Below are 22,837 nucleotides of genomic sequence, written 5' to 3' on the forward strand. Positions count from 1 at the left end.
TCACGGAGGGCATCCAGATGCTTGAGTTTCTGCGCTTTATCGCTCAACGTTGTCTTGGGCCACTCAAAACCTCATGGGCCCGTGCCTCGACTTCAAACGGCGCGTCCCAGTACCCGTGGTCGAACAGCCGCTGAAGGTACACCGCGAGAAAGTCAGCAAGCGAGCCAGCCCTCTCCATCTGCCGCACGTGCACCATCTCGTGGGAGAAGAGCTCAACACGCTTAAGATGATTTTGCGTGAGCAGTATGGTGTGACCGAGCGTGAGCCCCGCTGCGCTCGTCAAGCCGATCTGGTTGGCTGCGGCCCGGAGCACGGGCTCGGTCGGAGTCGGTAATCCACTCACTACGGCCAGCCGCACCGAATCCGGTTGCATCACGCCGATGCTCTGTGCCAATTTGGTTTCTTGGTCGTTCAGAGGCCGACCTCGCTCGGCATAAATGCGCTCCTGCTCTTCTGCCCACGCGATTGCGGCGGGCAGAAGCTGTGGGAGTCCTGCGGCTATATCGATCACGGGTACCTCCAATGCGGGTGGCTCGGGGTCAATCCAAGGTTTCCAGGGCTGGCCAGCACGCGGCTGCTGTTGCTTCAGTCATCGAACGAGATTTAGCAACGCAGGCGGTAACACTTTAGCGCCTTTCGCAACGTTGCATCTTCTACAGCAGCCGACGAGATTGCCCATCTTGCTGGTTCCACCCTGTGACAGCGGCAGGATGTAGTCAAGGGTGAAGGTGTCCCTACCGTGGTCAGCAACGGATCCTTCAAGTGGCAACCGGCAGGGCTGTCTGCAATACCAGCACAGGCCCTTTTGGCGCTTGTAGAGAAGGATCCTGGACTCTTCGATCGTGGCACCCTTGAGCTTGCGGATCTTTACCCGTTTTCGTCGCGCTTTCTTGCTTTAGTTCGCCATCACAGCAATCGATTTGGCTTCAACGTAGAAGGTTGCCGCTTGTCGTCATCGGAACACAGGCTGCGCTCGCGTCGCGGGATCCGCATGTGCACCGGCGGATGCTCTAGCCCACCACTCATCCCGAGGAGGGCAGCATTGATGTAGCTGGTGCCGTCCTGCTCGACGATCCCGTAAGCACCATGGACATGGCCGAACACATGCAATAACGGCTGCACTTGCTTCACCGCAGCCAGCAGCTCCGGGTCGCCCTGGTGCTCAGTCTGCCCGGGAATGCAGTCCAGGATGCCATGCGGCGGCCCATGCGTGACTAGGATGTCTGTGTCGTCCGGGATCTTTGCCCAGTGTTGCTCCCGATCTCGCGGGGACGACAGGCCGAAAGCGCCGCCGTACAGTGGAGTCACTGGGCTGGCCCAAATATTCAGGCCGCTGATCTCGACACCTTCGTTATTGAGGACAGAAATGCCTTGGCGCTCAAAGATGGACCTGCGTTTCGGCTCCGCCTCGAACAGGCATTCGTGGTTGCCGAACGTCAGCAGCTTTCCACGATACGGCTGTGCAGCGAACCAAGAGGCGAAGTCTTCGATGGCCCTGATACTTTTGCTGAAGAAGCTAAAATCGCCACAGTGGATCAGGATGTCACCGCCGGGCAAGCTGTCCAGATCACGGTGTAGCTCATGACTGTCACTGAGGATCGTGAGGCGGAGGTCTGACATCGCTACAATGTGACGCCTTAGACCACTTAGGAGTACACAAGAGAGTGCAAAAAGGCAAGGACGGGTGTAGCCTACACGACCTGCGTGGAACTGATACGTCAGGGTGCACCGCACCTGATCGCCAACGATACGCAGCTTGCCGCGTACACCGAGGAGCTATTTGCGTTGACCTCCATCGATAAGCCAAACGGGGACGAAGCCGCCGCTATCGGTCTGTTAACGCTGCTGATCCAAACCTACGAGCGCGAGGCGTACGACATGCCTCAGGCTTCACCTGTCGAGGTGCTGCAGTTCCTGCTCGACTCCAACCGGCTTACTCAGAAACATTTGCAAGAGATTGGCACGCCGTCGGACATCTCACTGATCTTGAGTGGCAAACGGGACCTGACTGCGCCGCAGATTGATGCTCTTGCCCGGCGGTTCAACGTCGCGCCCTCGGTATTCTTTGGAACCGGAAGCACCGACTGTGAGGACAGGACGGTTGCAAAATTGAGCTAATCTGCGCTCCCTCAACCTGCCACCCTGACTGCCTCCAGTGCCGGATCTGTTGACCCTTTTTCGACTCCTCGGCTGCGCTCGAAGCTCGCCCATGACACGGAGGTGGCACAGTCGGAACCCCGCACCATGTGTGATGGTGGTTCTGTCATCGCGCACGAGACGCGAGCCAGCGCGCACACAAAGTCGTCTTCCAGGTCGATGGCCCCGTCCGCGATGGACGCGGCTGTGCGCTAGTAGACCGCCGTGGGTCTCTGGCCCAGGGCGTTTCTCTGTTATAGCGGGCGCACTGCTGCAAACAGCTACTTCTCTGCTAACGCCTTCTTAAGCGCGTCCACGTCTTCGTCCAAACTATCGAACAGGTCCTGCGCACACTTTTCACTCTTGTTAACTCCACATGACTGCACGACGTGGTCGAGGTAGACGCTGTCCAAGAGGAACACCGAAGCAAAGGCAGCTGCGCCAACGGAATCACCCCCGGCCTTTTCCTCAATAGAGACGACGCCGACATTAACGGCCTTCTTCCGATTCTCTGCGGTGTCGGATAGTTCGTGGTAGCGAGGGCTCTTCGCGAGCAAATCCCGGAATGCCCGGCCATACGCACGGCCAACGGTGTTGTCACAGGAGAAGATGACGTCCGTCTTGTCGTCGGCGTGGGCCTCGTTCATCACAGACGCACCTAGGACCGCGCAAGTCACAGCTAGAAGCATTCGGCAGCGCATGACCGGAGCTTATAAGCAACGCTGCGATGAGCAATCACCCAATACGGTCAGGGTGTGACAATCACGTCTAGGCTGCCGGTGCCAACGCGGCGCATACTATCGGACATGAGTTCTGTTCCGAAACTCGACGATGCCCTCAAGATCCTTCGCGACAAAGGTCAACGTGTTGAAGGCGGAGCAGTAACCACGGCAGGTGAAATGCTCGTGAACGTCGACGGCAAGCTGCTGACCTACTCAGAGGTTTACGAACTCGCCGGAATGGCCAGATAGCTCGCTTCCATGTGCGGTCGCTATTGTCGCCGATCCGACAAGTAGCACCTCGCCGAGATTGTTCCACACGGCTAACGGCATCTCCGATCTGAGTTTCGCTCCTGACGACGACATTCGCTCAACCACTCTCCAGCCGATCACCCGAGCAAATCGGGACACCGGCGAAAGGGAACTCGTAGCTGCAAAATTGGGCTTCATACCCTCCTGGCACAAATCTGCCGAGAAGTTCCCGCCTACCACCTTTAACGCACGCGCTGAGGGGATCGAGAGGCTGGCATTCGGCGCAATGCGTTTGCCCGGCACCGGTGCCTAGTGCCAGCAGATTCGTTTTACGAATGGCACAAGATCAGGGCGAAAAACAATCCCAAGTACGAGATCGGAATGGTCGATGGGCTGCCGTTCGCGTTTGCCGGGCTCTGGGGTGCCTGGAAAACCCCCGCCATCAGCGAGTGCCCGCAGGGCTTTACGATATCACGACTGATCCCAACGAGTTGATGAGTCGATCCACACACGCATGCCTGTCATATTGCACGTCAATGACTACGACCGTTGGCTTTCGCGGGAAGCGACGGAGCATCTGCCGGTCGACCTCCTCGGGCCGTTCGAGGCTGAAACGATGCGGGCGGAACTGACGGGAATACGGCGGAGGACATGTTCGTGGAGCCGAATAGCCGGTGAGATCCTTAGGAAGGACTGAGCAAGCCAGGTGGGATCAGGAACGTTGGCTCACAGCCAACGTTCCTAGCAGAAACTCGATGGAGCTTACAAAGCCGGTGTAGGCAAGCCATATCTGAAAGCGGTTCAGGAACAGCGATGTGGAGGTGTAGGCAGCCTGTAAGCCGTCGTCACCCAACCCCGCGTGTTTGATCAGGTTCTCGTCGCTCATGCTTACATAGCGTGATGGTAAGTGCGCCTGCCGTACACTGCCTCGCGTCACAAGGATCGGCTGTTCGCCGGTTTTTGTGATCGTCACGACGTAGCTCGCTTCGAGAGCTAGAGTGGTGGTCCCAAATATTAGAGCAATCGCAAATAGAGACAGCAGCTTGTTGCTGAGGCGACCCTTGATCGCGAGCTTGTATGGTAGGACGCCAGCAGTGCTCGCCACTACCATCGCGATGAACCACCAAAGGCCCCTGTTGTCACCTAGCGGTGGAAAAGAGAAACGCGCATTCTGCTCGATGAGACCGGCGACAGGTATACCAAAGACAGCGACCTGGAGAGCGATCCATAGTGCTTTGAACCTGACGAAGCTCACTGGGCTTTGCACCCGGTTTTCGTAAGCGTAATGTTAATCGGATTATTCAGAAAAGGGTCTGGCTCCTCAACTTTCGAGCATCCATTCCAACTCACACGGAAAGTCCAGATAAGAAGGGGCAGCTCGCGGTTCTTCTGGTTCGTTGGCTCTGACCATTTTTTGTTCAGGGTTCGCTAGGCTGGAATAGAAGATGTCTGCCTTATCAGGCACGGTGGTGATCGACCACTTGAAAACCGCCGATCCCGTCTTGCCGACCGTGTCGAACCCGTGTGCAATGTCCGTGTCAACGATCAAAAGTGCCGCGAGATCTTATTCAGCCCGGCACCGCTCGCCAAACCTCGATGTTCTCCGCTCTGCTTGCGAGTTGCGCCAAGACCAAGTGGGCACTCTGGCCTTCAACGGCGGACTTCTGTTTGCCTCCGTTGGGTTGGCTTCGATCTTCGCCAATCTGAGCCTGAAATCCTCAAATAGTGCGGGTGTCGACGGAGGCGGACCTCCGCTCTGACGCCTAAGTGCAGTCTCATACCGCTCTTTGGTGATGCGAACGAGAGTCTGACTCGCAGCGACCTGGGAAAGCAGGTAGCGCCGATTCTGCTTATTGTCCAGCATCCCGTTTTTGAAAGTCTTGCTGAGTTCATCAATGAGGGTCCGTGCTCTAACTGATCCATCGAAGAACGCTTGGCTCGCCGTCAACTGGAAATGGGCGTCACCAAGCTTGGAAAAATCAGAGGCGGTTCAGGCGGAGGAGGAGGGGCAGCTTGGACATGACGGAGTCGAACCGTAAGCCTGCGTAGTCCTGCGCGGGCCGATCATGTATTTGGACACCTTCACGGGGGTACTCACCCGATATTCGCCCGCTACAAGGTCGTTTGCGGTTTGGCAGGAGAGCACCAACTCCTTCACGGTGCCCTGGATCTGTCCTTGACAGTGAAAGCTTGCGTGTTCCGGCGATGTCGTGCCGACTCTCGTGTACACGGCGAGATTGCTAAAGTCGTAGGTCGTGGTAAACGGCTCAGGGAGATTAGAGGTCACAGACAGCACCTGACCGGCAACGACGGTCGCGACTGGCACCTGAACAGAGGGGACTTGCTGCGTCAGAGCAGAGCTCATGGCAAACGCTGCGCAGAGGCGATTCAGGATCTGAAGCTTCATGGATGTGACGCAAATTTATGCCTGAAGGCGACACGCAGCAAGCAAGTCGCTCAACACGGAACTGAGTTGTCGATGGCTACCACTCTGGCTACCACTTGAGCCCAATTTTCAGCTATAACGGGCATGACGGACGTGACGTTCCTTACGGGATGGACGCCAGTCGACCGTTCGATTTCGCCAATGTTTTCGCGATTTTCGTAGTTTTCGGGGTGGTGAAAGAAAGGCTGGCGGAGAGTGGGGGATTCGAACCCCCGATAGAGCTTTTGACCCTATAACGGTTTAGCAAACCGCCGCCTTCAGCCACTCGGCCAACTCTCCGCGGCGCGCCGGCCACCCTTTTCAGGCATGGCCGACGAACGAGCTTGATTATAGCGGACGCGCTCCGCCTCTAAAAGATCAACTTGCCCACGAACTGCAGTTGGCGCGACGATCCCAGGTCGCCCACCGCGAAGCGCGTCGACGAGATCACACCGAAGTTGGTCGAGGTGACGGCGGCCGACGTTCCCGGGTTCCCAAAGCTCGCATGATTGAACACGTCGAACGCATCCGCGCGGAACTGGAACTTCAGCCCCTCGAAAATCGTCGTGTTCTTTTCCAGCGAGATGTCGGTATCCGCGAAGCCGGGACCCACCATCGAGTTGCGGCTGATATTGCCGAATGCGGCTGTTCCGGGCAGTTGATAGATGCAGCCTGCCGGGGCAGTTCCGGCGGCGCACGTGGCGGGGTTAAACCACTGCAGCGTCGTCGGGCTCGTCTTCGTCTTCAGGTATTGGTACGGCGCGAGTTTGTTCGGATGCGCCACGCCCGTGGAACCGGTGAAAGTCGTATTCGTCTGCGTAATGTTCAGCGGATTGCCGGTCTGCCACTGCGTGATGCCGGAAATCTGCCATCCCTCGACCAGGCGATTGCCCTTGAACGGCAACTGGTACACCGCGTTCAAGCTGATGCGATGGCGCGTATCGAAGTCCGACGGACCGTAGTTCAGGTAAGGCCGCGTAGCGTCCTGGAACGCGGTGCCCGACAGCGATCCCAGATCCAGCGATTTGCTCAGGTTGTAGTTGAAATTGAAGTTCAGCCCGTTGCGGAAGACCTTCGCCGCGGTCACCCACATCGCGTTGTAGTTCGACTGCCCGATCGAAGTGACCTGGTTGATGTTGACCGAGGTCGCTGCATTCGGCAGCACCGGGCTCGTTGCGGAGAGCCGCACAAATGGCCGCACGCCTGTGGCCAGGTTCGGCTGGTTGATGTTCAGCGGCTGGCGCAGCTTGCGGCCCACCGAACCGTAATACCCGATCGAGCCGACCACACCATACGGCAACTCCTGCTGCACATTGAAATTGAACGTCTGTGTGTACGCATTGCGCAGGTTGCGGTTGACCGCACTGATCGCGATACCCGCCGCTCCCGCGCCGCCATACAGGTTTTCAACCGTGATGAAGGGCTGGGAGGCGGTGGTGCTATACGTCACCGCATTGCGGTACGGCGGATTGCTGTTTAGACCGGAAACTACGTTGGTCTCCGGCTGGTCTGCCATGTATCCATACGCCGCGCGCAACACCGTCTTGTTATTGCCGAACATGTCATACGCGAAGCCGAGACGAGGCTCATAGTTCAGGTTCTGCTGGTATGGGCTCTGGCCGTATCCGTAGCTCGCCGTGCGTGCCGGCACCAGGCTGTTTGTCGCCGTGTCAAACATCACAAAGCGGTTCTTGCCCTCCACCGGCGATCCATTCCACTCAAAGCGGAAGCCGAGTTCCGCCGTCAGGTTCGGCGTAATCTTCCACGCGTCCTGCACAAACGCACCCGCCGCGTTCGCATAAATCCGATTGCTGATCAGGCCCGGCGTAATGGAGTAGCTGGTCGCGTGACCCAGCGCAAAGTTGTTGAAGGTGGTAAAGCCGACCGTACCTGTATCTCCGGTGAAGTTAGCATTCAGGAACCGCCGGAACTCACCTCCGAACTTGATGGAGTGCTTGCCCACCACATACGTCGCCGCGTCCGAAAAAATGCCAAACGTATCTTCACGTCCCTGAGGAAAGCCCGCCGGCCCGCCGAAGTTCAGGCCCACGTCGGTGATCGTGATCTGCGGAATTCCGGTCCCGCCGGTGTTGCCGGTGCCCACGCCAAGCGTCGTCGCGTCCGTGGTCACGTTGGGGTTGAACGAGATCGCGATGCGGTTAAATCCAAGCCGCGCTTCATTCACCAGCTTCGGTGAAAACACGTGCGTTTCGTTGATGGTCAGGATCTGGCGGCGCGCGGTACGGTTGTCACCGAACCCGGTGATGGTGTTGCCCTGCAGCGTGGGCTCGGTACGCTTGTCCTGCTGCAGCGCATAGAAACCGTGGATCGTATCGGCCGGGCTGAACGTGTGCGCAATGTCCGCCGTACCCTGGTCCGTTTGCACCGGGCCGGCGGCAATGCCGGCAAACCGGTTGCCCGCGGCATTGTTCGGCAGCGGCACAAACTGCAAGAGCCGCGCGGCCACAGGATCGGTCACCGCGTTGCGCTGCGCAATTGTCGGCACGCCGCTATTGATGGTCAGCCCCTGCGCCTGCCGCAAACCCTCATAGCTCAAAAAGAAGAACGTGTGGTCCCGCCAGATGGGACCGCCCACCGCACCGCCGAAGTTGTGCCGCTTGAACGGCGCCTGCCGCTGCGTGCCCGCCTGGTTAAAGTAGTTGCGCGCGTCCAGCGCCTCATTGCGCACATATTCAAACGCCTCGCCGTGAAACGCATTCGTGCCCGACCGCGTGCTCACGTTCACGATGGAACCAGACGACCGGCCGTACTCCGCCGAGTACGTCTGGTTGTTGATCTTGAACTCTGACGTCGTGTTGATCGACGGCTGAAACGTGATCTGGTTCTGCACCAGGTCGTTCAGGTTTACGCCGTTGATCTGGAAATTCGACGAGTCGTCGCGATTGCCTGCGGTGATAAAACTGTTCGCCCCCAGGCCGCGGCTCGGCGTGGTCAGGTTGCCGTTCGCGGGCGCGGTCACGCCACCCGGCGTCAGCACCGTCAGGTCCAGAAAGTGGCGGCCGTTCAGCGGCACTTCCTGCACCGTCTGCCGGTCGATCACTTGGCCGACGGTAATGCTCTCCGCCTGAATCAGCGAAGTCCCGCTCTGTACCTCAACCGTCTCCCCGGCCGAAGAGGGTGCCAGCGGCGCATCCAGGTTCGTCTTCGCGTCCACCTGCAGGGTCAGCCGCTGCACCGTAAACGGCGCAAAGCCGCTGGCGGTCACGCGAACCGTGTAGTCGCCCGGCGCCAGCGAGGGCGCTACGTACTGGCCCGCGGCGTCGCTCGTCACCGTGCGCTCCACGGCCGTGCCCAGGTTGCGAATGACCACCTGGGCGCCGGGCAGCACAGCTCCGCTGGGATCTTTCACCGTGCCCGAAAGGGTCGCGGTGGACTGCGCCAGTACAAGCGCAGGTACCGACGAAATTGCGGCAAGCGCCAGAAGGGAACAACGACGATTCATCTACAGCCTCCAAAAGTGTGCAAGGGGAACATCTCAGGGCCGCGTTGGAAAGCTTGCTCCACGCGTAGCAGACATCGGGGAAAAGCCTTCGGATCTGCTGCGAGACCAGCAGGAACGCCGAAAGGAACAGGACCGGAAAATGCACTGCGGCACCGCTCACAGAGCGACATCCGCGATCAGTTTTCAGGTAAAGTAGCCAAACTGTAACACATCCGAAACGTTTCACCCGATGCATTTTTCCGGATGGCACAGTGTGACCACGTATCATGTGGCATCGTGAAACTGCATACGTTCCGCCAATGCGCCACGCGTTTATGCGGGAGCCTGCTCGTCACCGCAGCCGCTTCCACCGTGTCCCTCGCGCAAGCCGCGCCCGCCGCAGCCAATGTCGAGTACCGCTTCGCCTTTCCCGACGCGGTGCATCACGTCATGGACGTGGAAGCGACCTTCCGTAACCTACCGCCACAGCCGCTCGACGTCCAGATGAGCCGGTCTTCACCGGGCCGTTACGCCGCCTTTGAGTTCGCCTCAAACCTCTTCCAGGAACGGTTCACCGACGAAAGCGACCAACCACTCACGGTCACGCGGCCCGACCCGCGCTCCTGGCGCGTTATCGGTCATCACGGCACGGTGCGCGTCACCTACCACCTCTTCGGCGACCGCGTCGACGGCACCTTTCTCGCGGTCGACAGGACCCACGCACACCTCAACTGGCCCGCGACGGTCCTCTGGGCCCACGGCCTCGACAACGCTCCCGTCCGTCTCACCTTCACCCTTCCGCCCGGCTCGGACTGGCAGATCGCAACCCAGCTCTATCCCACCGCCGATCCCAAGACTTTTACCGCGCCCAACCTGCAGTACCTCATGGACAGCCCGGCCGAACTCAGCCACTTCCGCCTGCACACCTTCACCGTGGCCCCGCTCACGCCGGCTGGCAAACCACAAACCATTCGCGTTGTCGCCCATGCCGCGGCAACCGATGCCGAGTTCGCCACCTACTGCGCCGGCGTCGAAAAGTTGGTGCGCGAAGAACAAGCCGTCTTCGGCGAACTGCCCCACTACGAACCCGGCTACTACACCTTCCTCATCGATGCCGAGCCGTGGGACAACGGCGACGGCATGGAACACCGCAACAGCACCGTGATCACCGGTAAGCGCCTCAGTCTTCCCACCGTCGCGCACGAGTACTTCCACAACTGGAACGTCGAGCGCATCCGGCCCGAGGGTCTGGAGCCCTTCCGCTTCACCGACGTCAACATGTCCGGCGAAATGTTTCTTGCCGAAGGCTTCACCCAGTACTACGGCGAACTCGCCATGCTGCGCACCAGCCTTACAACAGCTTCCGACGGCATGAACAGCTTCGCCGGCGCGCTCAGCTATGTGCTCCACACCCCTGGCAGCGCTTACCGTTCCGCCGTCGACATGAGCCGTCTCGCACCCTTCGTCGACGGCGCCAGCGACCTCTTTCCCACGGACTTCAACAACACCTTCGTCTCCTACTACACCTACGGCGAGGTCGTCGCTCTCGGCCTCGACCTTTCCCTTCGCGAGCGCACAAACGGCCGCGTCTCCCTCGACGACTTCATGCGTGCCATGTGGCGCGCCTATGGCAAACCGGGCGGCCCGGCGCCTGGCCTCGTCGGCCACCCCTACACCCTCGCCGACGTGCAGCAGCAGCTCGCCAACGTCAGCGGTGATCCAGCATTTGCTGCCGACTTTGTGCGCCGCTACATCGCCGGTACCGAAAAGATCGACTACGCGTCACTCTTGCTGCAGGCCGGTTTCGTTCTGCGGCCGCGCAGCGATCCGCCCTTCCTTGGCATCGGCCGGCTTGAAAAGCAGGGAACTGCCGTCGTTCTGCGGGACCCGGTCACGACCGGCTCTCCCGCGTACCAGGCTGGGCTCGACCGGGGCGACGAACTCGTCTCTGTCGCGGGCGCGCCGGTCACCGGTCCCGATGATCTCGGCAAGATCGTTGCAGCCCACAAGGCGGGCGACGCGTTGGCACTCGTATTCCGCCGGCGCGGCGGTCAGGAGGTGCAGGCGACAGCGACCCTTGCCGAGTCACGGCAGTTCGAGTGCGTTCCGGTCGAAACCACCGGAAACACCCTGACCCCGGCACAGCAACAGTTCCGCGCCGCATGGCTCAACAGCAAGGCGCGTTAGCCAAACCTCGCCGTAGCGTCTGCTGGAAGCGCCAGTCCGTTGGCCGATTGCAGCACCATCGGCAACCGCCATGCCGCCTTTGGGGGATACCCCCAGGCCCGCCTCCTCGCGTACCCAATAGGTAACTCACCAAGTTTGGTCATGGCCCCCACGTCCCCGGTGGAGTGTGATGAGCGCTGCACGGAACGAAACCAAGGCCGGTTGCAAGATCCTGCCGGCAAGACCGTGTGCATAGACCATCTGGTACTCGAGGCAGATCCATGTCACGCCCAAAATCTCGTGTGTACGCATCCGCGCTCGCTCTGCTGGCGGCATGCCTTTCGTCTTTTCAGAGTGCCCAGGGTCAAGCCGCACCGCTGCCGCCCGCCTTTGCACCAGAGACGGTCGGCAGCACCTCCGCGACGCAGACCGTCACGGTTCCGGTACGCTCGGCTGGAACAGCCGCCAGCATCTCCCTCGCACCCGCAGCTGCGAACGAGTTTCAAATCGTTCCTGGCGGCACCTGCGCCGCTGGCAAACTCTACGCCGCGGGCGACACCTGCACGGTTGCCGTCGCCTTCGCTCCCGTTGCACCCGGTGCGGCTTCAGCCGCCCTTCTGCTGCGCAGCACCGACGGTCACACGCTCGGTTTGGCGCGGATCCGTCAAACCGGTCTGGGCGCGGCGGCGGCATTTACGCCCGGCCTGGTGGAAGCGATAGCGGTACAGTCGCAATCCGGTCAGGGCTTTTCCGCGCTCACCTCCGTCGCGGACGGCACGGCATACCTGGCCGCCGCCTCCACCGGCCGGGTGTTGCGGCTCGACACCCAGACCGGCAGCACAACTCTCGTCGCAACCGCGCTCCCGGCTTCCGGCCCCGTGACCGCTCTTGCCGCGGACGTGGACGGCACCGTATTCCTGGCACAGGCTAACGGCACCGTGACCCGCGTGGACGGAACAGGCGCGCTCACCCCCATCGAACTTGCAGCAATCCCCGCCGACACCTCTGCCGTTCCCACCGCGATGGCCGTCGATCCGGAGGGCCGTCTTCTGCTGGCCTTCACCAACCGCGTCCTGCGCCTCGAGGGCGGCACCTGGACCTTGCTCGCGGGAAGCTCTGCCTGTGCCGACCCGGCAGCGGCCTGCGGCGACGGCGGCGACGCCGCCCACGCCACCTTCAACGCGATTCGCGCCATGGCGATCGACCCTGCGGGCAATCTGCTGCTGGCGGACGCGGCCGAGTCCCGCATCCGCCGCGTCGATGTCACATCCCACCTGGTCACCACCGTCGCCGGCACCGGAACCGCCTGCACCCACGGCAACTGCGGTGATAACGGCCCCGCCGCCTCGGCAGCCCTGGGAACGCTCTCCGGCCTCGCCGTGGACCCTCTCGGCAACCTCTACATCGCCGAGCAGGGCCACGGCCTGCGTCGCATCGACGCAGCCACTCACACGATCAGTCCGGTCCTGCCGCCTTCCGAAATGCGTTTCCTCTCCGGTCCCGTCCAGGTTGCTGCGCAGCGCGATGGCGGCGTCTTGCTTCTGGCCCAATCGGACCCGGCCACTGTAGCCCGTCTGACCGGAGGCGCCGCTGCGTTGACCTTTGCACAGACCGCCGTGGGCCAGACCAGCACTGATAGCGTGCAGACCGTTACGGTTAGCAATCTGGGCAATGCACCCCTGACCCTGGCAACGCCCGCGGCTGGAACCAACCCCAGCACCACGGCCGACTTCCCGCTCAGCAACACCCAGACCTGCCCGCAACTCTCCAGCAGCAGCGCCGCGCAGGCGCTCGCACCCGGCGAAAGCTGCTCGCTTCAGGTGAAGTTCACGCCGACCTCCGCCGGCAACGTCTCCGGCCGGGTCGTTCTGACGGAGTCGGCCGCCGCCGCGCCGCTTGCACATAGCATCGCGGTGCAGGGCATCGCCGCCGCCCCAACCGCACAGGCAAACATCGCGCTCGTCTCGCTTCCCACGTCGCTGGTGTACGGTCAGCCGCTCAGCCTCTTCGTCACCGTATACAGCGGCTCCAGTGGCAGCCCCATTCCGACCGGCACCGTCACGTTCTCTGAGGGATCCACCATCATCGCCGCGGGCGTAAGCCTCAGCAACGGCGTCGCCACAACCACGGTCACCCTGCCGTCCACGGCCAATCACACCTACGCCGTTTCCTACTCGGGCGACAGCAACTACGCGCCCTCCGCTCAGAACGCCACGGTCGACGTGACGGTCGCACGCGCGGCGTCGGTCTACACCGTCTCGCTGCCGACCTACCATTGGCTGCAAATTATCCGTACCGCGTTTGTTCTCTCCGGCCAGTACTCCGGCACCGGCATTGCATTGCCGACACCTGCGGTCAACTACACCCTGCTGAACAGCAGCGGCATTGTCCTGATTGCAGGCACCACTAGCTTCTCATTCAAGGTCAACAGCATCGACGAAGACGCACCCATTGGAACGCTTGATCCCGGGACCTATACGTTTCGTCTCAGCTACCCCGGAGACCAAAACTTCTTGCCCCTTCAGCAGGACTACGCACTCGTTGTGCAGCCTGCCGCTCCATTCATTGACTTCGCACCGATTAACAGCCCGGTCACCTATGGCACACCACCGATCCCGCTCTCGGCCACCGGCGGTGTGAACGTTCCGCCACTGACGCCCACGGGCCTGCCCGTCACCTTTTCGGTTCTTTCCGGCCCAGGCACCATCGTGAACGACCAACTCGTCGTCACCGGCGTGGGTACCATTGTTGTCGCTGCCGACGAGGCGGCCACCTCGACCTTCTATGCCGCCCCGCGCGTCACGCAAACCGTCATCTCGGTGCGGCCCGTCGCGAAACTTACATGGGCCACCCCCGCGCCGATCATCACCGGTACGCCGCTCGGCACGGCGCAGTTGAACGCCGCCGCAACCGGCAGCAACGGCCAGCCGCTTGCCGGCACCTACACCTACACGCCGCCCGCCGGCACCGTGCTTCCCGTCGGCAACACCACCCTCAACGTCAGCTTCGTTCCGTCGGACACCGACCACTACGGCAACGTGACCCTGACCGCGTCTGTGATCCTCACCGTGCGTGACTTGAACACGCCCGTCCTCACTTTTTCCGGCGGTACGGTGCCGTTCGGCAGCAGCCTCGCGCCCGTGCTGAACGCGACCGCAACCTACAACGGCGCTGCGGTTCCGGGTACGTTCGTCTACGCCACGGCAGCAACGCCGCTCACCGGCGCCACATCCTTGCCCGTCGGCAGCTACACCGTAACGGCAACCTTCACCCCAACCGACCCGAACACCTACCGCAGTGGTTCGGCAACGGCAACCCTCGCCGTGACCAAGGGCGCCACGGCGATGTCCCTGGTCTCGTCAGCCTCGCCGGTCCTGCTTAACTCCTCCATTACGCTCACCGCCAAGGTCAGTGGCGGTACCACAATGCCGACCGGCATGGTGCAATTCGTCAACGGTTCCACGCCTCTCGGCAGTGTTGCAATCAGCAGCAATGGAGTCGCGATGCTGACCTTCAGCACGTTGCCCGCCGGATCGCAGACGATCACCGCAACCTACAGCGGTGACGCGAACTACACAGCGGCCTCGGCGACCCTGACGGAGGTCGTCGCCGACTTTACCCTGGCGCTCGCGCCCAACGCGGCGAACAAGCAATCCGTTCTGCGAGGCAAGGTCGCGACGTACCAGTTCACCGTTGCACCCACGGTCACCACGGCGCTGGCCGGCGACGTGACCTTTACCCTGAGCGGCTTGCCCTCGGGCGCAACCTACACCGTAACCCCGTCCACCGTCGCGAGCGGTTCAAGCACAACCGGCGTAACGCTCGCGGTCACCACAGCCGCAACGTTGAAAAGCCAGGTTGAGCGGTCCCCCTGGCGCGGCAAGACTTCCATGCTCGCGGTCGCTCTGTTGCTTCTGCCGTTCGGATCTCGACTGCGGCGCGGCTCCACGCGCATGCGCCGCGCCGGCGTGCTCGCTGCGGTGCTGTTCGCCTCTGCAATGCTCCTCTCCGTCAGCGGCTGCGGCACAGGCGTCGGCTACTTCGACCAGACGCAGACCACATACCCTCTCACGCTCAGCGCCAACTCCGGCTCGCTAAGCCATACCGCGTCTGTCACGCTGGAGGTGCAGTAGTGAGAAGGCACTCAATCCAACCAATCGCTCTGTGGTGGCAGGTGCTTGCGGCGGCCCTGTTGTGCCTCACCTCCGTGACTGCCGTCTCCGCGCAGCACCGGCGCTTCCTGGACCGGCTACGCGGCTCCGAACAGCGGCCCGGAGCACACGGTGGTGTCGAGTCGGAGCAGCGATGGGACGTCGCCGTTACCTTCAGCGCGCAGCGATCCAAGACCGTCACCGGCACCGATGGCACCTTTCTGATGACCGGCATCGGCGGCAACGTCTACTACAACGCGTTTCACGGCCTCGGTCCCGTGGCCGACCTGTACTTCCTGCGTGCAGCAAACATCGCGCCCCACATCGACCTTTCGGAATACACCTACCTGGGCGGCCTCCGCTACACCCTCGGCACCGGCAGCCCCAGCCGCGCCCCCAAACGGCTGCAGGTCTTTGCCGAGGGCCTGGGCGGCCGCGTCCAGGCCTTCAACAGCCTTTTTCCCGGATCCAGTGGCAGCGGCGTCGTCAAGAACGCCACAAACCTCGCCATCGAGGGCGGCGCCGGTGTGGACTGGCGCGTTGGCCGCAAGATCGGCTTTCGCGTCATCCAGGCCGACTTTGTCCAGACCTACCTGCCAAACGGCCAGCTCAACATTCAGCGCGACGTTCGGGTCTCCAGCGGCTTTTCCGCCCACTTCTAGCCTGCGACAGCGTCTCACGGTCAGGCTGCCGTATCATGCAGTCACATCCGATTTAAGGACTGCTGCATGCAAAGGTGGTTCAGAACCGCGGCCCCGCGGCTGCTGGTAGCGTTTTCCGCGGTACTCGCCATGGGCGCAGCCGCACCGGCCTCCGCGCAGATTCACGTGGAAAGCAAGACGCTGGGCAACGGCATGAAGCTGCTGGTGCAGGAAGACAGCTCCATTCCCAACATCGCCTTCTACACCTTCTACAAGGTGGGTTCGCGCAACGAGCACGAGGGCATCACCGGCCTGTCGCACTTCTTTGAACACATGATGTTCAATGGCGCCAAACGCTACGGCAAAGGCGAGTTCGATGCCGCGCTCGACAACGCCGGCGGCACCAACAACGCCTACACCCAGACTGACATGACCGTCTACCAGGACTGGACCCCGCAAGGCGCGCTGGAACTGGTGATGGACGCCGAATCCGATCGCATGGAAAACCTCGCCTTTGTTCCGGCGGTGGTCGAAAGCGAGCGACAGGTCGTCTACTCCGAGCGCCGCCTGCGCACCGACAACAGCAACCCCGGCACGCTTGAGGAAGCCCTGCGCGCCGCCGCGTTTGAGAGCAGCCCCTACCACTGGCCCGTCGTCGGCTGGCCGTCGGACATCGAGGGCTGGACCATCGATGACCTCAAAAGCTACCACGCCATGGGCTACTCGCCGCGCAACGCTACGGCCGTGGTCGTCGGCAATGTGAAGGCGGCCGAGGTCTTCGCGCTGGCTGACAAGTACTTCGCCAACATCCCCGCCCCGGCACCGCCACCACCCGTGCGCACCAAGGGCATGCCGCAGCATGGCGAACGCCGCGTGGAAGTGCGCAAACCTGCCGAACTGCCCCTGCAGTTCATCGCCTGGCACACCGTCGATGTAAAGAGCCCCGACTATTACCCGTTGCTGGTGCTTGACTCCATCCTCAGCACGGGCCAGAGCTCCCGCCTGTACCGTTCGCTGGTGGACGGTCAGCAGCTTGCCCTCAGCATCGGTTCCAACCAGGACGAAACCATGGACCCCGGCCTGTTCTCCATCCAGCACCAGCCCCGCGCCGGTGTCGCTCCAGAGAAGGTGGAAGCCGCCATCTACGCCGAGCTGGACAAGCTGCGAACGACACCCCTGGGTGCCGCCGAACTGACCAAGGCCAAGAACCAGATCGTCGCGCAGAACTACCGTGAGCAACAGACCATCGCCGGTCGCGCGCAGGCCATCGGCGCGGCAGAGGTCCTCTTCGGCAGCTGGACCCACGTGAACGACGAGGAGAAGCTTGTGAACGCCGTTACCGCCGCCGATGTGCAGCGCGTCCTGAACAAATACCTCGTCGCATCCAATCGCACCGTGGCCACGCTCGTCCCTGACGCAACCGCCGTCGACACCAACACTCCCGCGGGCTCTCCCGCCGCCAGCGAAGGCGGTGCCGAATGATCCGCCTCACTCACACCATGCGGCTCACCTCCATCGTTCTCGGTTTTGCCGGTCTCGCCGCCCTGGCGCAATCCCCGGCTGCGGCGTCCCCATCCAACCCCGACCACATCGTCACGCCGCCGCCCAAACCCTACGTCCTGCCGGCCTATGAACGCTACGTCACGCCCAACGGCATGACGGTGCTTCTGCTCGAAAAACATGAAGTCCCGCTCGTGGCCATGAATCTGGTACTGCGATCCGGTTCCGTGGCCGACCCGGCTGGCAAAGAAGGCACGGCTTCCATCACCGCGGCACTTCTGCGCCGTGGCACCGCGTCGCGCTCCGCCGACCAGTTCTCGAACGACATCGACACCATCGGCATGCAGTACGGCTCGGGCGTCCTGCTCGACTCGTCCCAGGTCACCACCAACTTCCTCAAAAAAGACCAGGCATCCGCACTCGCGCTGTTCACCGACGCCGTGCTGCACCCCACCTTTCCCGAAGCCGAGTTCACCAAGCTGCTCGCGCAGCGCCAGGACGCCGTCCGCTCCGGCAAGGACAATCCACAAGCCGTCCTGGGCCTGTACTATCGCGCCTTCCTCTTCGGCAGCAATCCCTACGGCCGCCCGTCGACCGGTGATGAGATGTCGCTGAAGCGCATCACGCGCGACGACGTGCTCGCCTTCTACAAGGCCAACTACACGCCCGGCAACGCGATCCTCGCCGTCTCCGGCGACTTCGACGCCAAAGCCATGCGGTCCACACTGGACGCGGCGTTTGCCGGCTGGCAGGGCAAGGCTCCCGCGCCCGTGCCGCTCACCGCCATGGCGCCCGTAAAAGGCCGCCGCGTTCTGCTGGTCGACAAGCCCGACGCGACGCAAACCTACTTCGCCCTCGGCAACATCGGCATCAACGCCACCGACCCCGACCGTGGCGAACTGGACGTGGTCAACGAACTCTTCGGCGGCCGCTTTACCTCGCTGCTCAACACAGAGCTCCGCATCAAAACCGGCTACACCTACGGCGCCAGCTCCTCCTTCAGCGAAAACCGCGTCGCGGGCCCGTTCACCATCGCGACCTTTACCCGCAACGCAACAACCGGCAACGCCATCGACAAAACCCTGCAAGTGCTCGACACCGCGCGCGCCCAGGGCTTCGCCGCCAATCAGCTGACCAGCGCCAAAAACACCATCGCGGGCACCCTGCCGCCGGAGCTGGAAACAGCGCAGTCCGTCGCCGCAACGCTGGCGCACAACGAGCTGTACGGCATCACTCGCGACGACTTCAACCGCGACCTGGTCAAAACGCAGCAGACCACGCCCGAGGATGCAAAACGCCTGCTCGCGCGTGACTTCCCGGCCAGCACCGACGTCGTTCTCGTCGTGGTCGGCAAAGCCTCTGAAATCGGCCCAACCATTCGCAAGTTCAGCCCAAACGTCACCGAGCGCAAAATCACCGACCCCGGCTTCTAACCGACGTCTTAGGAACCTTCAGGCCCTGATAAATCATCGTGACAAAAGGGCTTTAGCTCCGGCCCGGCTCCACTCACAGAGTGTCATTTCGACCGAAGCCCCACAGCTTCACCGTGGGGCGCAGTGGAGAAACCTGCGTTTTTACCGCACCTGCGGAGCACTCTGCGCGTAGAGAAGATTCATCGAAACATTCTCTCGTCCTCAATTTATCGTCGCAAGCCACTTAATACCCACGCTTTCAGCCGGGCCTCCGACGCGCTACCATCCTCCAGTGATCAATCGTAGAGATCTCCTGTTAGGCACCGCCGCCGTAACCGCCGCCAGCACCCTCCCGGCCCAATACAGCACCGCGGCCTTCTCCGGCCTCTCCGGCCGGCCGCCCATCGCCAAGCGTCGCTTCACCTCCGTCGCCGTCGAGCGCGCCATCGAAAACTTTCGCACCGCAACCGCCAGCCCCCAGTTGCAGCAAATCTTTGAGCACTGCTTCCCGAACACCCTCGACACCACCGTCTTTCCCGGCACGGCAGACGACAAGCCCGACACCTACGTCATCACCGGCGACATCGACGCCATGTGGCTGCGCGACTCCGCCGCCCAGATGTGGCCGTACCTGCCCTTCGCAAAACAGGACCACGCTCTCAGCGACCTTATCGAAGGTGTCGTCCGCCGCCAGGCGCGCCTCGTCCTGCTCGACAGCTACGCCAACTCCTTCACGCGTCATCCCACCGATCACGCCCTGACCTGGGCCCTGCACGACCGCACCGACATGCGGCCCGGCGTCGCCGAGCGCAAGTGGGAGATCGACTCGCTCTGCTACGTCGTTCGCCTTGCTCACGGCTATTGGAAAGCCACGGGCAACGCCTCCGCCTTCGACGACACCTGGCGGCAGTGCGCGCACCGCATCGTGCAGACCTTCCGCGAACAGCAGCGCAAAACCGGCCCCGGACCGTACCACTTCCAGCGCGAGGCCGTGAACCCAACCGACACGCTGCCGCTCGCCGGCTACGGCAACCCTACCCGCGCCAACGGCCTCATCTGCTCCGGCTTCCGGCCGTCCGATGATGCCTGCATCTACCCGCAGTTCATCCCGGCGAACCTGTTCGCCGCTGTCACCCTCGACCGCATCGCAGAGATCAGCACCGCCGTCCTGCACGACGACAGCCTCGCCAGCGAAGCCCAGTCTTTCGCCCGCGAAGTGCGCGCCGCCATCCAGGCCCACGGCCTCGTCCATCATCCTGTCCACGGCGAAATCTACGCCTACGAGGTAGACGGCTACGGCAACACACTCTTCATGGACGATGCCAACGCCCCCGGTCTGCTGTCGCTTGCCTATCTGCAACTCGTGCCTCATAGCGATTCGGAGCCCGATCCGCTCTACGGACGCACACGCGCCTACGCCCTCAGCCTCGACAATCCCTACTTCTTCCGCGGTTCCGCGGGCGAGGGAATCGGCGGCCCCCACATCGGCCTTGACTACATCTGGCCCATGTCCATCCTCATCCGCGCACTCACCAGCACGGGCGACGCCGAGATCACCCAATGCCTGCGCACCCTCGTCAACACCACCGCCGGAACCGGCTTCATGCACGAGGCCTTCCATAAGGACGACCCGTCGAAGTACACCCGCCCCTGGTTCAGCTGGGCCAACGGCCTCTTCGGCGAACTCTGCCTCAAACTCCAGGCCGAACGCCCCGCACTCCTCCGCAACTTCAACGTGTAAGAGCAAGGCGCGTCTACTGCGTCGAGAGCATCCGTTCATTGCTGACGAGAATGCGACTCACCATTACCGACACGAGCTGCGTCAGCTGGTCGTTACGTTCTTCGCGGGACCTGTCGTAGGAGCTTAGACCTCGATGCTCTTGCCAGCAGGATCGCTCTGCAGTGTCCAAGTTCCCGCTTCCTTGAAGGTGGATGCGGTGCCGAAGGTATCTTCCATGAACTGCATGTAAACGATCTTTCCGTGCTTTACCCGGATGAGGATGCAAAAGGGTGATGTGACTGTGCGGTGCTGCGTGTTGGACTCGTAGGTAAACCTGCCGAACACGGCGGCGCTCTCGCTCGATTCGAGTCGATCCGTGATGCTCAGCCCATGGTTTTTCCAATACTTCCCAACTTGGCTGTAGGTGTCGATGACCGCTTGGGGGCCATGCGCCGTGCCCGTCCATGGCATGATGCGCTTCAGATCGGGATTATCGAAGTTGAGAGACACGTAGGTAATGTCGGGATCACACAAAGACCGCACCACATCCGGGTCTGTGGGATTTGCGAGAAGGTCTTCTATCATCTGCGTAAGAGTGCCTGACATGGAAGCTGTCCTTGTAGTTGCTGAAATGGCATTAGGAAGGATTCGCACGTTCTGAGCCGATGGGTACGTCTAAACGGGACAGTGCACTCGCTCCCTGAGTTTGATGCGCTTTCAGTAGGCAAGGCCTGAACACAACCTGTTCATTCGGCCCGCTCTCTTGATGGAAGAGCATGCCGGACATCATACTCGGACGGAGCCCCTTTATGAGCCAATCGGAAGAGACAAGAATATCGAAAACGTTGGACAGCTTCTATAAGGCCGAGAGCGCCTACTTGAGAGCGGGTGGTGGAGACTTTGCCGCGATTGCGGCCACACTGGATCCGGAGTGCGTCATTTACCAACCTGCTTCGCTCCCTTACGGCGGGGAATGGCGCGGGCATAACGGCTTTGAAAAGTGGATGCAGCTATTTACCCAGGTATGGAGCTCCATGGAGGTCACGAACCCGGAACAGACTTCCATGGGAAATGTCGTCATCAGCCGCTCCCATGTCTATGCGGAGCGGCGCGAGAACGGCGAGAGGCTCGATTGGCCATTGTTGCAGTATTTCAAATTCCGCGAGGGTCTGATCGCTGAACTCTGGCCGTTCTACTGGGATACAGCCGCGCTGATTGATCAATTGCAAAGGGGGAGTCATGCCTGAAGCAAAGACACCTAGACAGGTGCTAGAAGCCTTTTACCAAGCAGAGAAAATCTACATGCAGGCCAAGGCCTCTGGTGAGGAAGCGAGCTTCGATGACATCGCGGTCACTCTCGATCCGGCCGTGGTTCTACACCAATCGCCTGATCTGCCCTTCGGTAGAGAGTATGTAGGCCACGACCAATACGAGCAGTGGGCCAACACCATGAGTTCTATTTTCGACAGACTCGAAGTGGCTGAGCAGCAGTGGTTTGAGGGTAGCGAAGTGGTGGTCGTGGTCTGTCGCTTCAAAACGCATTCCCGAAGAAACGATTCCTACCAGGACCTGCCCATGGCCCAGGTGGTCACTGTTAAAGGCGGAAAAATCACGGACTTCGGCCTTTCTATTGGAACGTGCCTGCCTACATCGATGCTGCACGGCAGATCTAATGCCGAAAGCGTTGGCGTCAATCGATTGCACGCAGCCGCACGGCATTGCGGCGAAGACCAACTCGCAAGGATCGGCTTCTACAACGGGCAGCCCAGTTTATGAGTCCCTATGAAGGCCCTTCTCGTCAGTCCAAATCTCAGCTGAGCCATTCTGCCCCGCTCTCATACAAGCAAATCTACTTCAGCTCGTATCCCGCAAAAAAGTAGCCAATCTCGAACGCCGCCGTATCCTCTGCATCCGAGCCATGGATCGCGTTCGCCTCAATCGACTCGGCAAACTTCTTCCGAATCGTACCCTCTTCGGCGTTCGCCGGGTTGGTCGCCCCCATCAGCTTCCGCAGGTCGGCAATCGCGTTCTCTTTCTCAAGCACCATGGGAAAAATGGGACCGCCCGCCATGAACTCGGTAAGCCCGCCAAAGAACGGCCGTTCGGCGTGAACGTGGTAGAAGCCCCTGGCCTGCTCCACGCTGAGTGCCATCTTTTTGATGGCAACAATCTTGAATCCGGCCTTCTCGATTTCGGCAAGAATGGCGCCAGTGTGGCCGTTGCGGACCGCGTCCGGCTTGATGATGCTGAAGGTGCGCTGCGACATGATGCTC

At 61.5% G+C, this 22,837-nt stretch carries 23 protein-coding genes and 1 tRNA gene; 13 read left to right on the forward strand and 11 right to left on the reverse strand.

Going from position 1 to position 22,837, the window contains the following annotated elements:
• Positions 1-43: 43 nt before the first annotated feature.
• The 3 genes from ACOFKT_RS03290 to ACOFKT_RS03300 form a co-directional block, all read right to left on the reverse strand.
• On the reverse strand, positions 44-511 hold the full coding sequence (locus tag ACOFKT_RS03290) for a hypothetical protein (RefSeq protein WP_419806004.1): 468 nt from the start codon (positions 509-511) through the stop codon (positions 44-46).
• A gap of 78 nt (positions 512-589) precedes the next feature.
• The gene (locus ACOFKT_RS03295; protein WP_419807094.1) at positions 590-865 is read right to left on the reverse strand and encodes an HNH endonuclease; all 276 of its coding nucleotides are present in this window, start codon (positions 863-865) and stop codon (positions 590-592) included.
• Between the two features lie 41 nt (positions 866-906).
• A complete protein-coding gene (locus ACOFKT_RS03300; RefSeq protein ID WP_419806005.1) occupies positions 907-1,620 on the reverse strand; it encodes a metallophosphatase domain-containing protein in 714 nt (237 codons plus the stop codon).
• A gap of 84 nt (positions 1,621-1,704) precedes the next feature.
• Here ACOFKT_RS03300 and ACOFKT_RS03305 point away from each other — a divergent pair, with 84 nt between their 5' ends.
• Positions 1,705-2,118 carry a helix-turn-helix domain-containing protein gene (locus ACOFKT_RS03305; RefSeq protein ID WP_419806006.1) on the forward strand — a complete coding sequence of 138 codons (414 nt, stop codon included), beginning with the start codon at positions 1,705-1,707 and terminating at the stop codon, positions 2,116-2,118.
• 299 nt (positions 2,119-2,417) lie between these two features.
• On the opposite strand, the gene ACOFKT_RS03310 is transcribed toward ACOFKT_RS03305, so the two are convergent.
• Entirely contained in the window at positions 2,418-2,786 is a 369-nt protein-coding gene (locus ACOFKT_RS03310; protein ID WP_419806007.1) for a hypothetical protein, read from the reverse strand.
• 156 nt (positions 2,787-2,942) lie between these two features.
• Here ACOFKT_RS03310 and ACOFKT_RS03315 point away from each other — a divergent pair, with 156 nt between their 5' ends.
• Genes ACOFKT_RS03315 through ACOFKT_RS03330 form a run of 4 tightly spaced genes read left to right on the forward strand, consistent with a single transcriptional unit; the run spans position 2,943 to position 3,804 of the window.
• Positions 2,943-3,107 (forward strand): hypothetical protein, encoded by a 165-nt coding sequence (locus tag ACOFKT_RS03315; protein ID WP_419806008.1) that lies wholly within the window; start codon positions 2,943-2,945, stop codon positions 3,105-3,107.
• A gap of 58 nt (positions 3,108-3,165) precedes the next feature.
• Complete coding sequence (locus tag ACOFKT_RS03320) at positions 3,166-3,420, forward strand: SOS response-associated peptidase family protein (protein ID WP_419806009.1); 255 nt, start codon at positions 3,166-3,168, stop codon at positions 3,418-3,420.
• Entirely contained in the window at positions 3,420-3,602 is a 183-nt protein-coding gene (locus ACOFKT_RS03325; protein WP_419806010.1) for an SOS response-associated peptidase family protein, read from the forward strand. Before ACOFKT_RS03320 ends, ACOFKT_RS03325 begins: the two co-directional genes overlap by 1 nt.
• A 7-nt stretch (positions 3,603-3,609) precedes the next feature.
• A complete protein-coding gene (locus ACOFKT_RS03330) occupies positions 3,610-3,804 on the forward strand; it encodes a hypothetical protein (protein ID WP_419807095.1) in 195 nt (64 codons plus the stop codon).
• A 15-nt stretch (positions 3,805-3,819) separates the two neighbouring features.
• Here ACOFKT_RS03330 and ACOFKT_RS03335 read toward each other — a convergent pair whose 3' ends face one another.
• The 5 genes from ACOFKT_RS03335 to ACOFKT_RS03355 all read right to left on the reverse strand — a co-directional run bounded on the left by ACOFKT_RS03335 (position 3,820) and on the right by ACOFKT_RS03355 (position 8,995).
• The gene (locus tag ACOFKT_RS03335; RefSeq protein WP_419806011.1) at positions 3,820-4,362 is read right to left on the reverse strand and encodes a hypothetical protein; all 543 of its coding nucleotides are present in this window, start codon (positions 4,360-4,362) and stop codon (positions 3,820-3,822) included.
• A 66-nt stretch (positions 4,363-4,428) separates the two neighbouring features.
• On the reverse strand, positions 4,429-4,656 hold the full coding sequence (locus ACOFKT_RS03340; protein ID WP_419806012.1) for a hypothetical protein: 228 nt from the start codon (positions 4,654-4,656) through the stop codon (positions 4,429-4,431).
• A gap of 441 nt (positions 4,657-5,097) precedes the next feature.
• Complete coding sequence (locus ACOFKT_RS03345) at positions 5,098-5,514, reverse strand: hypothetical protein (RefSeq protein WP_419806013.1); 417 nt, start codon at positions 5,512-5,514, stop codon at positions 5,098-5,100.
• 225 nt (positions 5,515-5,739) lie between these two features.
• Positions 5,740-5,832: transfer RNA gene (locus tag ACOFKT_RS03350), tRNA-Ser, on the reverse strand.
• A 70-nt stretch (positions 5,833-5,902) separates the two neighbouring features.
• Entirely contained in the window at positions 5,903-8,995 is a 3,093-nt protein-coding gene (locus ACOFKT_RS03355; RefSeq protein WP_419806014.1) for a carboxypeptidase regulatory-like domain-containing protein, read from the reverse strand.
• Between the two features lie 276 nt (positions 8,996-9,271).
• Here ACOFKT_RS03355 and ACOFKT_RS03360 point away from each other — a divergent pair, with 276 nt between their 5' ends.
• The 6 genes from ACOFKT_RS03360 (at position 9,272) to ACOFKT_RS03385 (ending at position 20,585) form a co-directional block, all read left to right on the forward strand.
• Positions 9,272-11,161 (forward strand): M61 family metallopeptidase, encoded by a 1,890-nt coding sequence (locus ACOFKT_RS03360; RefSeq protein ID WP_419806015.1) that lies wholly within the window; start codon positions 9,272-9,274, stop codon positions 11,159-11,161.
• 260 nt (positions 11,162-11,421) lie between these two features.
• Complete coding sequence (locus ACOFKT_RS03365; protein WP_419806016.1) at positions 11,422-15,273, forward strand: Ig-like domain repeat protein; 3,852 nt, start codon at positions 11,422-11,424, stop codon at positions 15,271-15,273.
• Positions 15,273-15,953: a hypothetical protein gene (locus tag ACOFKT_RS03370; protein WP_419806017.1), complete on the forward strand. Its 681-nt coding sequence runs from the start codon at positions 15,273-15,275 to the stop codon at positions 15,951-15,953. The genes ACOFKT_RS03365 and ACOFKT_RS03370 overlap by 1 nt, the downstream gene beginning before the upstream one ends.
• 66 nt (positions 15,954-16,019) lie before the next feature.
• Entirely contained in the window at positions 16,020-17,414 is a 1,395-nt protein-coding gene (locus tag ACOFKT_RS03375) for a M16 family metallopeptidase (protein ID WP_419806018.1), read from the forward strand.
• On the forward strand, positions 17,411-18,865 hold the full coding sequence (locus ACOFKT_RS03380; RefSeq protein WP_419806019.1) for a M16 family metallopeptidase: 1,455 nt from the start codon (positions 17,411-17,413) through the stop codon (positions 18,863-18,865). Before ACOFKT_RS03375 ends, ACOFKT_RS03380 begins: the two co-directional genes overlap by 4 nt.
• Positions 18,866-19,136: 271 nt before the next feature.
• Positions 19,137-20,585, forward strand: coding sequence for a glycoside hydrolase family 125 protein (locus ACOFKT_RS03385; RefSeq protein ID WP_419806020.1), 1,449 nt, complete (start codon positions 19,137-19,139; stop codon positions 20,583-20,585).
• A 123-nt stretch (positions 20,586-20,708) separates the two neighbouring features.
• Here the strand turns inward: ACOFKT_RS03385 and ACOFKT_RS03390 are convergent, their stop codons facing one another.
• On the reverse strand, positions 20,709-21,170 hold the full coding sequence (locus ACOFKT_RS03390; RefSeq protein ID WP_419806021.1) for a nuclear transport factor 2 family protein: 462 nt from the start codon (positions 21,168-21,170) through the stop codon (positions 20,709-20,711).
• 203 nt (positions 21,171-21,373) lie between these two features.
• Between ACOFKT_RS03390 and ACOFKT_RS03395 the strand changes: the two genes are divergently transcribed.
• Together ACOFKT_RS03395 and ACOFKT_RS03400 are read left to right on the forward strand one after the other, a co-directional pair.
• Positions 21,374-21,811 carry a nuclear transport factor 2 family protein gene (locus tag ACOFKT_RS03395; RefSeq protein ID WP_419806022.1) on the forward strand — a complete coding sequence of 146 codons (438 nt, stop codon included), beginning with the start codon at positions 21,374-21,376 and terminating at the stop codon, positions 21,809-21,811.
• Positions 21,804-22,340 carry a nuclear transport factor 2 family protein gene (locus ACOFKT_RS03400; protein ID WP_419806023.1) on the forward strand — a complete coding sequence of 179 codons (537 nt, stop codon included), beginning with the start codon at positions 21,804-21,806 and terminating at the stop codon, positions 22,338-22,340. The genes ACOFKT_RS03395 and ACOFKT_RS03400 overlap by 8 nt, the downstream gene beginning before the upstream one ends.
• A 73-nt stretch (positions 22,341-22,413) precedes the next feature.
• Here the strand turns inward: ACOFKT_RS03400 and ndk are convergent, their stop codons facing one another.
• Positions 22,414-22,833, reverse strand: coding sequence for a nucleoside-diphosphate kinase (ndk, locus tag ACOFKT_RS03405; RefSeq protein ID WP_419807096.1), 420 nt, complete (start codon positions 22,831-22,833; stop codon positions 22,414-22,416).
• Positions 22,834-22,837: the final 4 nt, after the last annotated feature.

The sequence above is a fragment of the Terriglobus sp. genome (assembly GCF_965201105.1).
Lineage (GTDB): Bacteria > Acidobacteriota > Terriglobia > Terriglobales > Acidobacteriaceae > Terriglobus.

Bases quoted from the DNA above. Each gene is read 5' to 3' on its own strand.
- ACOFKT_RS03300 (WP_419806005.1), bottom strand. From the start codon at position 1,620: ATGTCAGACCTCCGCCTCACGATCCTCAGTGACAGTCATGAGCTACAC.
- ACOFKT_RS03315 (WP_419806008.1), top strand. From the start codon at position 2,943: ATGAGTTCTGTTCCGAAACTCGACGATGCCCTCAAGATCCTTCGCGAC.
- ACOFKT_RS03345 (WP_419806013.1), bottom strand. From the start codon at position 5,514: ATGAAGCTTCAGATCCTGAATCGCCTCTGCGCAGCGTTTGCCATGAGC.
- ACOFKT_RS03355 (WP_419806014.1), bottom strand. From the start codon at position 8,995: ATGAATCGTCGTTGTTCCCTTCTGGCGCTTGCCGCAATTTCGTCGGTA.
- ACOFKT_RS03365 (WP_419806016.1), top strand. From the start codon at position 11,422: ATGTCACGCCCAAAATCTCGTGTGTACGCATCCGCGCTCGCTCTGCTG.
- ACOFKT_RS03375 (WP_419806018.1), top strand. From the start codon at position 16,020: ATGCAAAGGTGGTTCAGAACCGCGGCCCCGCGGCTGCTGGTAGCGTTT.
- ACOFKT_RS03380 (WP_419806019.1), top strand. From the start codon at position 17,411: ATGATCCGCCTCACTCACACCATGCGGCTCACCTCCATCGTTCTCGGT.
- ACOFKT_RS03390 (WP_419806021.1), bottom strand. From the start codon at position 21,170: ATGTCAGGCACTCTTACGCAGATGATAGAAGACCTTCTCGCAAATCCC.
- ACOFKT_RS03395 (WP_419806022.1), top strand. From the start codon at position 21,374: ATGAGCCAATCGGAAGAGACAAGAATATCGAAAACGTTGGACAGCTTC.
- ACOFKT_RS03400 (WP_419806023.1), top strand. From the start codon at position 21,804: ATGCCTGAAGCAAAGACACCTAGACAGGTGCTAGAAGCCTTTTACCAA.